This is a genomic window from Neisseria sp. SLRRB23, assembly GCF_050896295.1.
Classification (GTDB): domain Bacteria; phylum Pseudomonadota; class Gammaproteobacteria; order Burkholderiales; family Neisseriaceae; genus Neisseria.
Window position 1 is genome coordinate 64,308 of the sequence record NZ_JBPBFH010000004.1, and the last position, 12,924, is coordinate 77,231.

A 12,924-nucleotide genomic window follows, 5' to 3' on the forward strand; every position below is an offset into this window, starting at 1 on the left:
TTATCATTATTTGCAACGTTGTTTACGGAGTAATAAATGGCTGCCTTCAAACCTAATCCAATCAACTACATCCTCGGCCTCGATATCGGCATCACATCCGTCGGCTGGGCGATGGTAGAAATCGACGAAGAAGAAAACCCCATCCGCCTGATTGATTTTGGCGTGCGCATATTTGAGCGTGCAGAAGTGCCGAAAACCGGAGATTCCCTCGCCATGGCAAGACGTTTGGCACGCAGTGTCCGCCGCCTGACCCGCCGTCGCGCCCATCGCCTGCTTCGGGCCCGTCGCCTATTGAAACGCGAAGGCGTATTACAAGCCGCCGATTTTGATGAAAACGGCTTGATCAAATCCTTACCGAATACACCATGGCAACTTCGCGCAGCCGCATTAGACCGCAAACTGACGCCTTTGGAGTGGTCGGCAGTCTTGTTGCATTTAATCAAACATCGCGGCTATTTGTCGCAAAGAAAAAACGAGGGCGAAACTGCCGATAAGGAGCTTGGCGCTTTGCTTAAAGGCGTGGCCAACAATGCCCATGCCTTACAGACAGGCGATTTCCGCACACCGGCCGAATTGGCTTTAAATAAATTTGAGAAAGAAAGCGGCCATATCCGCAACCAACGCGGCGATTATTCTCATACGTTCAGTCGCAAAGATTTGCAGGCGGAGCTAAATTTACTGTTTGAAAAACAAAAAGAATTCGGCAATCCGCATGTTTCAGACGGCCTTAAAGAAGGTATTGAAACCCTGCTGATGACGCAACGCCCTGCCCTGTCCGGCGATGCCGTTCAAAAAATGTTGGGACATTGCACCTTTGAGTCGGCAGAGCCGAAAGCCGCTAAAAACACCTACACCGCCGAACGTTTTATCTGGCTGACCAAACTGAACAACCTGCGTATTTTAGAGCAAGGCAGCGAGCGGCCATTGACCGATACCGAACGCACCACGCTTATGGACGAGCCATACAGAAAATCCAAACTGACTTACGCACAAGCCCGTAAGCTGCTGGGTTTAGACGATACCGCCTTTTTCAAAGGCTTGCGCTATGGTAAAGACAATGCCGAAGCCTCAACATTGATGGAAATGAAGGCCTACCATGCTATCAGCCGTGCGCTGGAAAAAGAAGGATTGAAAGACAAAAAATCTCCATTAAGCCTTTCTCCCGAATTACAAGACGAAATCGGCACGGCATTCTCTCTGTTCAAAACCGATGAAGACATTACAGGCCGTCTGAAAGACCGTGTACAGCCCGAAATCTTAGAAGCGCTGTTGAAACACATCAGCTTCGATAAGTTCGTCCAAATTTCCTTGAAAGCATTGCGCCGAATTGTGCCTCTAATGGAGCAAGGCAAACGTTACGATGAAGCCTGCGCCGAAATCTACGGAGACCATTACGGCAAGAAAAATGCGGAAGAAAAGATTTATCTGCCGCCCATCCCTGCCGACGAAATCCGCAATCCAGTCGTCTTGCGCGCCTTATCTCAAGCCAGAAAAGTCATTAACGGCGTGGTTCGGCGTTACGGCTCCCCTGCGCGTATCCATATTGAAACAGCAAGGGAAGTGGGCAAATCATTTAAAGACCGCAAAGAAATTGAGAAACGTCAGGAAGAAAACCGTAAAGACCGGGAAAAAGCCGCCGCCAAATTCCGAGAGTATTTCCCCAATTTTGTCGGCGAACCCAAATCCAAAGATATTCTGAAACTGCGCCTGTACGAGCAACAACACGGCAAATGCCTGTATTCGGGCAAAGAAATCAACTTAGGCCGTCTGAACGAAAAAGGCTATGTCGAAATCGACCATGCCCTGCCGTTCTCGCGCACATGGGACGACAGTTTCAACAATAAAGTGCTGGTATTGGGCAGCGAAAACCAAAACAAAGGCAATCAAACCCCTTACGAATACTTCAACGGCAAAGACAACAGCCGCGAATGGCAGGAATTTAAAGCGCGTGTTGAAACCAGCCGTTTCCCGCGCAGTAAAAAACAACGGATTCTGCTGCAAAAATTTGACGAAGACGGCTTCAAAGAACGCAATCTGAACGATACGCGCTACGTCAACCGTTTCCTGTGCCAATTTATTGCCGACCATATGCGGCTGACAGGCAAAGGGAAAAGACGTGTCTTTGCATCCAATGGACAAATTACCAATCTGTTGCGCGGCTTTTGGGGATTACGCAAAGTGCGTGCGGAAAACGACCGCCATCACGCCTTGGACGCCGTCGTCGTTGCCTGCTCGACCGTTGCCATGCAGCAGAAAATTACCCGTTTTGTACGCTATAAAGAGATGAACGCGTTTGACGGCAAAACCATAGATAAAGAAACAGGAGAAGTGCTGCATCAAAAAACACACTTCCCGCAACCTTGGGAATTTTTCGCACAAGAAGTCATGATTCGCGTCTTCGGCAAACCGGACGGCAAACCCAAATTCGAAGAAGCCGATACCCCAGAAAAACTGCGCGCGTTGCTCGCTGAAAAATTATCTTCTCGTCCCGAAGCCATACACGAATACGTTACGCCACTATTTGTTTCGCGCGCGCCTAATCGGAAGATGAGCGGTACGCATAAAGATACTTTGAGATCTGCTAAACGATTTGTTAAACATAATGAAAAAATTAGTGTTAAACGAGTATGGTTAACCGAAATCAAGTTGGCCGACCTTGAAAATATGGTTAATTATAAAAATGGTAGAGAGATTGAATTATATGAGGCTCTTAAGGCGCGTTTAGAGGCATATGGAGGTAATGCTAAACAAGCATTTGACCCTAAGGACAATCCGTTTTATAAAAAGGGAGGACAACTGGTTAAAGCTGTGAGAGTCGAAAAAACCCAAGAGAGCGGAGTCTTATTAAATAAAAAAAATGCTTATACCATTGCAGATAATGGAGACATGGTACGTGTTGATGTGTTCTGTAAAGTGGATAAGAAAGGAAAAAATCAGTATTTTATTGTTCCCATCTATGCTTGGCAGGTTGCTGAAAACATTCTTCCCGATATTGATTGTAAAGGATACCGGATTGATGATAGCTATACATTCTGTTTTAGCTTGCATAAGTATGATCTGATTGCTTTTCAAAAAGATGAAAAATCTAAAGTAGAATTCGCCTACTATATCAACTGTGATAGCTCTAATGGACGATTCTATTTAGCTTGGCATGATAAAGGCTCTAAAGAACAGCAATTCCGTATTAGCACCCAAAATCTTGTATTAATACAAAAATACCAAATTGACGAACTCGGCAAAGAAATCAGACCATGCCGTCTGAAAAAACGCCCACCTGTCCGTTAAATTAATCTATCCCTGTTTCAGACGGCCTGAAGCAGGGATTTTTTATATCAAAATAAGGGGAAAAACATGACTTGGCGCAGCCTGCTCATTCAAAACGGCGGCAAACTATCCTTGCAACGCCGGCAACTGCTGATTCAACAAAACGGCGAGTCCCATACCGTACCATTAGAAGACATCGCCGTTATCATCATCGAAAATCGCGAAACCCTGATTACCGCCCCGCTCCTATCAGCCTTAGCCGAACATGGCGCAACCCTGCTGACCTGCGACGAGCAGTTCCTGCCCTGCGGACAATGGCTGCCTTATGCCCAATATCACCGCCAACTTAAAATCCTCAAGCTGCAACTGAACATAAGCGAACCCTTAAAAAAGCAACTCTGGCAACATATCATCCGCCAAAAAATCCTGAATCAAGCATTTGTTGCAAACGAAACCGGCAATGATCTTGCAGCCAAACGGCTGCGCACTTTGGCATCTGAAGTCCGTTCAGGCGATACAGGAAACCGTGAAGCCCAAGCTGCCGCCCTCTACTTCCAAGCCCTCTTTGGAGAAAAATTTACCCGTAATGACAACAACGCCGTCAATGCCGCATTGAACTACACCTACGCCGTGCTCCGGGCCGCAGTTGCACGCACCCTCACCTTATACGGTTGGTTGCCTGCATTAGGCTTGTTTCATAGAAGCGAACTCAATCCATTTAATCTCGCCGATGACTTTATCGAACCCTTACGCCCATTGGCCGACCTGACCGTGATACATTTGTACGAACAAGGCCGTCTGAAAACTGAACTGACACCCGGCATCAAACAACACCTTATCAAAACCCTTCACTATCAAATCAGCATCGAACAGCAACATTTCAGCACCTTGGCCGCCATCGACAAAATGGTTTCCTCATTCCAAGCCGGCGTAACCGATAAAAACGCCAAACAACTGAAACTGCCTGAAATCTTGCCATTGAAAGAATACCAATATGAGTGAGGCCAAATTTATGAGGATTATCGTCTTCTTCGATCTACCGGTTATCACGGCGGCAAAGCGCAAAGCCGCCAATCAATTCCGCCAGTTTTTATTAAAAGACGGATACCAAATGCTGCAACTTTCCGTATACAGCCGTATCGTCAAAGGCCGCGATTCGTTGCAAAAACACCACAACAGACTGTGTGCAAACCTTCCGCAAGAAGGCTCAATCCGCTGTTTGGAGATAACAGAAAAGCAATATGCCGCCATGAAACTGCTGTTGGGCGAGCTGAAAACCCAAGAAAAAAAGGTCAATTCAGACCAATTATTGTTATTTTAAGCCCATTTTTTCAGAACAAATAAAACGGGAAACCCTTACATAATAAGGATTTCCCGTTGGGGTATTGTAGCACTGCGAAATGAGAATGGGAGCTACAACACGAAACCGAGATGGCGGTTGCGCAAATCAATTGTAGCACTGCGAAATGAGAATGGGAGCTACAACAAATACCGCTTAAGTATCAAAAACCGCGTTATTGTAGCACTGCGAAATGAGAATGGGAGCTACAACCCGCTGTCCCTGTAATACTTCATCGGGGCAATTGTAGCACTGCGAAATGAGAATGGGAGCTACAACTAAGCCCTAGTGTATGCAAGATAGCTAGCAATTGTAGCACTGCGAAATGAGAATGGGAGCTACAACTATTAGTGAGTGCAAAGCATGAACTAACCAATTGTAGCACTGCGAAATGAGAATGGGAGCTACAACTGAGGAAAGAATAATGCCATTGCTCGCCGGATTGTAGCACTGCGAAATGAGAATGGGAGCTACAACATCTCTAGCGCGCCCGCTATTCACATATGTATTGTAGCACTGCGAAATGAGAATGGGAGCTACAACGAATAATTTTGTCTTAAGTCATTGTGAATTATTGTAGCACTGCGAAATGAGAATGGGAGCTACAACTATTTTTGTGGTGTAGCGCAAAGCAACTAGATTGTAGCACTGCGAAATGAGAATGGGAGCTACAACCAAAAACTCCTACAATTTCGTTTGTCTAGAATTGTAGCACTGCGAAATGAGAATGGGAGCTACAACCAAGTGGCCAATGTAATCATGGGTTTTGTTATTGTAGCACTGCGAAATGAGAATGGGAGCTACAACTGCTTCGTCTGAATAATAAATGTTGTCTTTATTGTAGCACTGCGAAATGAGAATGGGAGCTACAACGAACATATGGGCGGAAACCAATACATAAAGATTGTAGCACTGCGAAATGAGAATGGGAGCTACAACGATAAAGTTGTGGAAACGTTGGAACAGGCGATTGTAGCACTGCGAAATGAGAATGGGAGCTACAACAAAGAAGGCGTTGTAGCGATTGGCGTAATTATTGTAGCACTGCGAAATGAGAATGGGAGCTACAACCATGATGGCAAACGATGAAATGTTCAAGCCATTGTAGCACTGCGAAATGAGAATGGGAGCTACAACGAGCATGATTAAATCTGTCAAATAACGGCAATTGTAGCACTGCGAAATGAGAATGGGAGCTACAACCATAAAAACCAATTATTTCGCCATGCCTGCATTGTAGCACTGCGAAATGAGAATGGGAGCTACAACGACAGAGAGACGATGGAGAGCCGATATAGAATTGTAGCACTGCGAAATGAGAATGGGAGCTACAACCGCTCTACTGTTCAGGCGCAAGCCATGACCATTGTAGCACTGCGAAATGAGAATGGGAGCTACAACGTCATTGGACAAAATACCACCCAATGCGTCATTGTCGCACTGCGAAATGGAAAAGATACTCCTTTGATCGATAACATAATCCTTACAATTGAAAGGATTTTACACGCGGCAAGGCAGGCGTTTCAAAAGAAATGCCTTTTTTCTTATTGGGATTTATGCTGGTTTATAACGCGATGATCCGTCATCTTTGATTTTCTTGTCTATGTGGTACGTACTGGCAAGCCTACGCATCAATGCGGCGATGACGGCTTTTTTGGTCTTCTTGGCTTCCAACCTTGCGATAAGCCTTTTATGCCCACCCCTGATTCCCTACCTCTGCCAAACCTTCCTCAAATATTCGACGCAGTCGGTCAGCGAGTGAAACGGGACATTGCCGTGGTTGGCATTCGGATATTCCCGGAAAAATACGGCGGCCCCGCGCCTGTCCAACTCTGCCGCCATTTGTTCGGCCTGCCCTGCCATGTCGCGTTCTTCCCTGCGTTTACAATCGCTGCCCCGTTCTAGCGCGCCGATGTTGAGGCAGACATCGATGCCGTTTAGCCGGTTTTCAGACGGCATAAAGTCGAGTATCCGCCTGTTGTGCCACCAAATCGAGGGGGATACGAGCCAATGCCGTCTGAAACGGCGGTGGGAAAGCAGGGAATACAGTCCGAATAGTGCGCCGAACGAATGCCCGAATACGGCGGTTTCATTTTTGTCCAACCGGTATTTGCTTTCTAAAAAGGCGGTCAGTTCGCTGTCGATAAAGGCGGCGAAGCGGTCTGCCTGTCCGAACTGCTGCCGTTCGTCTGCTGCGGCGTTGTCTCCAAGCGGCGGCGTGTAGTCGGCGGCACGTTGTACCAAATCGCGCACACTGCCTGTCGTGTAGCCGATACCGACAATCAGGCAGGGGGCGTTGCTTCGGGTAACGGGGTTGGGCATCAGCGACTGCATGATGTTGAAAAGTGCGGGGAAAAAGGCTTCGCCGTCGAGGACAAAGAGGACGGGATAGCCTTCAGACGGCATTTCGCCGAGTGTTGCCGTCTGAATCCGATAGATTCGCCCCGTGCAGGTGGATTTGATTTCGGTTTCAAAGGCTTGGGGCAGTATGGCAGGTTGGAATGTGTCGGTCGGTATGGGTTTCATGATGTTCGGCCTGTGGGTCAGACTGGCGGCAAGCGGTAAAACCGAACCGGCAAAGCGGTCTGCCTGCCGGTTCGGTCTGTTTTCCTTCACAATGCCATACTCCAGTTGTGAGAGCATAGGGTATGCCGCGCAGCTTGTTGTGGTTTGATGATGCTGCGGCTGCCGTTTCAGACGGCATATTGGTCTTTAAAAACTGTAACGCAGGTTTGCCGTCAAGCTGCGCTCCGAACCGGGAATGTTAAAGGTGTTCGCGCCGCCGACGCGGGCGTAATAATGGCGGTTGAAGATGTTGTCGGCGTTGATTTGCAGCTTCAGCTTGGGCGTGAAGCGGTATACCGCCATCGCATCGAACGTGGCATAACCGCCTGCATGCATCCCTGCAGATGAAGTAATGCCGCTCATCGCGTTCACGCCGCCGCCGATGGTCAGCTCGGGCGTAACTTGGTAAGTCGTCCACAGATTCGCGCTGTGTTTGGGCATCAGCAGGAAGATGCCGTCGTCGCGTGAATTGGAGGCGGTTTTGATTTGGCTGTGCAAATAGCTGTAACCTGCATGGATTTGCCATTTCGGTGTAATCGCGCCGCTGATTTCGGTCTCAACACCTTCCATCACGCGCTCGCCCAATGCGGCGTAACGGGTTTTTTTGTTGTTTGGGTCCAGCGGTGCGGCGGCATTTTTATCCTTCATGCGGTAGAACGAAACTCGGGTATTGAGGCGGTCGTCCATATGGCTGCCTTTATAGCCGACTTCAAACTGGTTGCCTTGGCGTGGTTTGAGCAGCTTGCCGTCGGCATCGAGGTTGGTTTGCGGCGTGTAGAGCTGGGAGGCGGAAGCGTACAGGCTGTTGCTGCCGTCTATATCGTAAACCGCGCCTGCGTAGCCGGTGAATTTGGTTTTTGAAGCTTTGTGCAGGGTTTTGCCGTCGCCCGACTCGATTTTGTGATGTCCTACACGTCCACCTGCAATCAACGACAAACCTTCCAGAGGATGGAACACCGTCTTGGCATACAAACCGGTTTCGTCGAGATTTTCTTCGGTAACGGAGTGATTGAAACCTTTGTTTCCGGCGCGGGCGTTCTGAAGTATGCCGTTATAAGGCAAAGCGCGGAAACCGTCTAAAGCGACGCTTTTTGACAAAGTCGAACGCCCTTGTTCGTTGGTACTGCGGAAACGGTTGTAGTCCGCACCAATCACAAATTCGTTGGCGGTGTTGCCCAAGGCAAACGGCCGGCTGTAACTTGCGTCAACCGCAAAGGCTTTTTGTTTGATGTCCGTACCCAAACCTGCAGCCGAGGCTTTTCCGGCTTTATCAAGACTGCTGCCGGCAAACGTGTAATTGGAATCGGCTTTCCGGTCGGAATAGCGCATACCGACTTTGCCGTAGCCGCCGTTGCCGAAGTAATGTTTCAAATCGGCGAACACGTCGTGGCTGTTCATTTTGAATCGGTTCCAATCCGCGCCGACAAATGCGTGTTGCGGCAGGGACGGCAATTTGTTATTGGCATCGGCTGGCAAGCCGTTGTACGGCGCGAGGTGGCGTTGCTGGTAAAGATAGCCCGCGCCCAAAACCGTATCGGGGTTGATGTCCCAATCCGCCGCTGCGTAGAAGGTTTCGTGGTGGTTGTTTTTCTCGGCAGGACGCGGAGACGCGCCGACGGTCTGCGCCATCACGCGGCCGCGCACGCGGCCGTCGGCATTCAGACTGCCTGAAACGTCGGCTTCGGCTTTATATTGTTTGTGCGTACCGAATCCCGCTGCAGCATGACCTTGGAACGCTTTGGTCGGGCGTTTGCGCACCAGATTTACGATACCGCCCATCTCGCCGCTACTGTCGAACAGTCCGCTCGGCCCGCGCATTACTTCCACGCGGTCGAAGGCAAACAGGTTGGGCAGCGTGCCGTTGATACTCTGCATCTGCGCAGGCAGGCCGTCGATGTTGTATTCGCTGTATTCGTAACCGCGTGCGTAAACCGAAGAGCGTCCGTCGTCGTTGCTCAACACGCGCAAACCGGGCGTTTTGCGTGCCAGTTGGTCGAAGGTGTCAACATTGCGGTCTTTGACCTGTTGGTTGGTGATGATACTGACGGATTGCGGAATTTCGCGCAAAGAAGCGGGGATTTTTGTACCGACGGTGGCGGCAAACGAGCTGTAATCGCCGTTTTTCTCGGTGGCAATCGCGTTGTAAGAACGCTGACCCTTAATATGGACGGTTTCCAAACCTTCCGTTTGGGCGGCAAACGCAGAAGAAGAAAGTACGGTCAAAACAGCGGCTGCCGTCATATTGATGCGGAAAACTGACATAAACTGTCCAATTCATATAAATGATAATTGTTATATTCTAATAAAATGCAACGCGGCTTGTTCGGGAAAATATATCGCCCGCCCGACAAATTTTGTTGAAAATGCGACACGTCTGCGTTTTCCGCATAAAATCTGCCTTTTCACCGCAAACAACCTGCCATGAACCCGCCCAAACTCATCATTTTCGACTGGGACGGCACGCTTGCCGATACAACCCAACCCATTATCGACACCATGCGCCGCAGCTTCGCCGAATGCGGATTCCCCATGCCGGAAACAGACCGTGTCCGCAGTCTGATCGGATACAGTCTGCCCGAAATCATCCGCGACCTGCTCGAAATGCCGTCTGAAACCGCAGTTGCCGACATCGCACGCACCTATTCCGCACATTACCTCAATCCCAACAACCGCAATATGACGCTCTTTCCCGATGCCCTGCCCTGTCTGGACAAGCTCAAAGCGCAAGGATACTGGCTTGCCGTCGCCACAGGCAAAGGGCGGGCGGGCTTGGACGGTGCCATCAGCCAAACCGCCACCGGCAGCTATTGGCTCGCCACCGCCTGCGCGGGGGAATATCCCTCCAAACCCTCGCCCGAAATGGTATTCGGACTCTGCGGCGAACTGGGACTCGACCCGAAAGAAGCATTGGTCGTCGGCGATACGGCGCATGACCTGCATATGGCGGCAAACGCGGGGGCGGCGGCAGTCGGCGTTACCACCGGCGCACATTCGCGCGAACAGCTCCTTAGCGCACCTCATCTCGCCGTATTGAACGACTTGTCCGAACTGCCCGGTTTTCTTGCACGACATTACGCCTGATTGGTTTCCGCATCAGACACCCGAAACAAATGCCGTCTGAAGGTTGTTCAGACGGCATTTGTTTTGCCCAAGCATTCAACGCTTGCTCAACGTTTGCACAAATCGGGTTTGGTTTCGCCCTCGCGGCGCAACTCTTTGGGCAGGACGAACACGATGCTTTCTTCCGCACCCTCCCCTTCGCGTACGGTTTCATGCCCCCACCCGCGTATGGTTGCCAGCACTTCCTGCACCAACACTTCGGGCGCGGACGCGCCTGCCGTTACGCCGACTTTTTGTTTTCCCTCAAACCATGCGCGTTGCAAGTAGCCCGCATTATCCACCATATACGCATCGATTCCGCGCAATGCCGCCACTTCGCGCAGGCGGTTGCTGTTGGACGAATTGGGNGAACCGACCACGATGACGATGTCGCACTGTTCCGCCAACTCTTTGACGGCGGTTTGCCGGTTGGTGGTCGCATAGCAGATATCTTCTTTGCGCGGATTGCGGATATTGGGGAAACGCGCGTTCAGCGCGGCAATGATGTCTTTGGTTTCATCGACCGAGAGCGTGGTCTGGCTGACATAGGCAAGTTTGTCGGGGTTTTTGACTTCGAGTTTGGCAACATCTCCGACCGTTTCCACCAGAAGCATTTTCCCGGGTTCGAGCTGTCCCATCGTTCCTTCAACCTCGACATGACCTTTATGCCCGATCATGATGATTTCGCAGTCCAGGGCATCGAGGCGGGCAACTTCCTTATGCACTTTCGTCACCAGCGGGCAAGTCGCATCAAATACCCGGAAACCGCGCTCCGCCGCTTCCTGCTGCACCGCCTTCGATACGCCGTGTGCCGAATAAATCAGCGTCGCGCCCCGAGGCACTTCCGCCAAATCGTCGACAAACACCGCACCCTTTTCGCGCAGGTTATCGACGACGAACTTGTTATGGACGACTTCATGACGCACATAAATCGGTGCGCCGAACTCTTCCAAAGCACGTTCGACAATACTGATTGCCCGATCCACACCGGCGCAGAAGCCGCGCGGATTGGCAAGGATGATGGTTTTTCCGTTCATAAGTTTTGTATTCCGTGTTCAGACAGCATTCACGTTTTTTTGCTATCTGTGCGATGGACGATATTGTCAAGCACCGCCAATACCGCACCGACACAAATAAAGCTGTCGGCAATATTAAAGGCCGGATAAAACCAATCCTGCCAGTAAAACAGCAGGAAATCGACCACATGGCCGTGAATCAGGCGATCGATGACATTGCCCAACGCACCGCCGATAATCATCGCCGCACCCGTTTTGCCGAGGGCTGCAAACTCGTCGCGCAAAATGGCGCGTACCAGATAAATACTGACCGCCACAGCCAACAATAAAAAGAAATATTTCTGCCAGCCGCCCTGATCGGCAAGGAAGCTGAAGGCCGCGCCGGGGTTGTAAACCAAGGTCAAATCGAAAAAGGAAGGAATGACATTGACGCGTTCCTGATACTGAAACGACGACAGCACCGCCCACTTCGACCACTGGTCCAGCACGATGGCGGCAAGTGCCAATACCCAATAGCGCGTTTTACTTGAAACAGATGAAGACATATTTTTCAACAGCCGGATAAAAGAGTGCCATTCTACCCGAAAACCCCCTGCCTGTACCCGAAACGGCAAATGCCGTCTAAAACGCTTAATGCGCCCAAAAAACCCCGGCTGATTAAGGGACGGATTTTTACCGGCCGATACAAACCGACCTTCGGGCAATAAGTGATTGAGAATAATGAAATGAAAAATATGAAATTTATTGGAAATGCCGAGATTTTAGATTGCAAGGATTTATCCGCCCCGACGTCATTCCCACGGAAGTGGGAATCTAGAAATAAAAAGCAGCAGGAATTTATCGGAAATAACTGAAACCGAACAGACTAAATTCCCGCCTGCGCGGGAATGACGATTCATAAGTTTCCCGAAATTCCAATATAACCGAAACCTGACAGTAACCGTAGCAACTGAACCGTCATTCCCACGGAAGTGGGAATCTAGAAATGAAAAGCAGCAGGAATTTATCGGAAATAACTGAAACCGAACAGACTAGATTCCCGCCTGCGCGGGAATGACGATTCATAAGTTTCCCGAAATTCCAACATAACCGAAACCTGACAGTAACCGCAGGGGGCTTCAGCCCGCCGTTTCCATCAATCCCACATTTCTACCGTTTTCATCGAATCCATCGAATCCTCCCCTTTCAACAATCCGACCCTATGCAACTGAACCCGTCATTCCCGCGTAAGCGGGAATCCAGACTTGTCCGCACGGAAACTTATCGGATAAAACGGTTTCTTAGATTCCACGTTCTAGATTCCCGCCTACGCGGGAATGACAATTCATAAGTTTCCCGAAATTCCAATATAACCGAAACCTGACAGTAACCGTAGCAACTGAACCGTCATTCCCACGAAAGTGGGAATCTAGAAATAAAAAGCAGCAGAAATTTATCGGAAATAACTGAAACCGAACGGACCGGATTCCCGCCTGCGCGGGAATGACGATTCATAAGTTTCCCGAAATTCCAATATAACCGAAACCTGACAGTAACCGCAGGGGGCTTCAGCCCGCCGTTTCCATCAATCCCACATTTCTACCGTTTTCATCGAATCCATCAAATCCTCCNCTTTCAACAATCCGACCCTATGCAACTGAA

At 49.7% G+C, this 12,924-nt stretch carries 8 protein-coding genes, 1 pseudogene and 1 CRISPR repeat array; of the genes and pseudogenes, 4 read left to right on the top strand and 5 right to left on the bottom strand.

Annotation, left to right across the window (positions count from 1 at the left end; all coding sequences use genetic code 11):
• Positions 1-36: 36 nt before the first annotated feature.
• The 3 genes from cas9 to cas2 all read left to right on the top strand — a co-directional run bounded on the left by cas9 (position 37) and on the right by cas2 (position 4,585).
• The gene (gene cas9 / locus ACRPFF_RS01820) at positions 37-3,285 is read left to right on the top strand and encodes a type II CRISPR RNA-guided endonuclease Cas9 (RefSeq protein WP_432673634.1); all 3,249 of its coding nucleotides are present in this window, start codon (positions 37-39) and stop codon (positions 3,283-3,285) included.
• 66 nt (positions 3,286-3,351) lie between these two features.
• Positions 3,352-4,266 (top strand): type II CRISPR-associated endonuclease Cas1, encoded by a 915-nt coding sequence (gene cas1, locus ACRPFF_RS01825; protein WP_411712984.1) that lies wholly within the window; start codon positions 3,352-3,354, stop codon positions 4,264-4,266.
• Entirely contained in the window at positions 4,259-4,585 is a 327-nt protein-coding gene (gene cas2 / locus ACRPFF_RS01830) for a CRISPR-associated endonuclease Cas2 (RefSeq protein WP_002214566.1), read from the top strand. Before cas1 ends, cas2 begins: the two co-directional genes overlap by 8 nt.
• A gap of 63 nt (positions 4,586-4,648) precedes the next feature.
• Positions 4,649-6,004: a CRISPR direct-repeat array (repeat unit 36 nt; unit sequence ATTGTAGCACTGCGAAATGAGAATGGGAGCTACAAC).
• A 153-nt stretch (positions 6,005-6,157) separates the two neighbouring features.
• On the opposite strand, the pseudogene ACRPFF_RS01835 reads toward cas2, so the two are convergent.
• The 3 genes and pseudogenes from ACRPFF_RS01835 to ACRPFF_RS01845 all read right to left on the bottom strand — a co-directional run.
• Positions 6,158-6,274, bottom strand: a pseudogene (locus ACRPFF_RS01835) (invertase); the annotation flags it as partial.
• A gap of 39 nt (positions 6,275-6,313) precedes the next feature.
• Positions 6,314-7,246 carry an alpha/beta hydrolase gene (locus ACRPFF_RS01840; RefSeq protein WP_411712985.1) on the bottom strand — a complete coding sequence of 311 codons (933 nt, stop codon included), beginning with the start codon at positions 7,244-7,246 and terminating at the stop codon, positions 6,314-6,316.
• A 69-nt stretch (positions 7,247-7,315) separates the two neighbouring features.
• The gene (locus ACRPFF_RS01845; protein ID WP_432673635.1) at positions 7,316-9,430 is read right to left on the bottom strand and encodes a TonB-dependent siderophore receptor; all 2,115 of its coding nucleotides are present in this window, start codon (positions 9,428-9,430) and stop codon (positions 7,316-7,318) included.
• Positions 9,431-9,589: 159 nt separating this feature from the next.
• Between ACRPFF_RS01845 and ACRPFF_RS01850 the strand changes: the two genes are divergently transcribed.
• Entirely contained in the window at positions 9,590-10,249 is a 660-nt protein-coding gene (locus tag ACRPFF_RS01850) for an HAD-IA family hydrolase (RefSeq protein ID WP_432673636.1), read from the top strand.
• Between the two features lie 86 nt (positions 10,250-10,335).
• Here ACRPFF_RS01850 and ispH read toward each other — a convergent pair whose 3' ends face one another.
• On the bottom strand, positions 10,336-11,304 hold the full coding sequence (gene ispH, locus ACRPFF_RS01855) for a 4-hydroxy-3-methylbut-2-enyl diphosphate reductase (protein WP_432673637.1): 969 nt from the start codon (positions 11,302-11,304) through the stop codon (positions 10,336-10,338).
• Between the two features lie 29 nt (positions 11,305-11,333).
• Positions 11,334-11,828: a signal peptidase II gene (gene lspA / locus ACRPFF_RS01860; RefSeq protein WP_111726268.1), complete on the bottom strand. Its 495-nt coding sequence runs from the start codon at positions 11,826-11,828 to the stop codon at positions 11,334-11,336.
• Positions 11,829-12,924 lie beyond the last annotated feature (1,096 nt).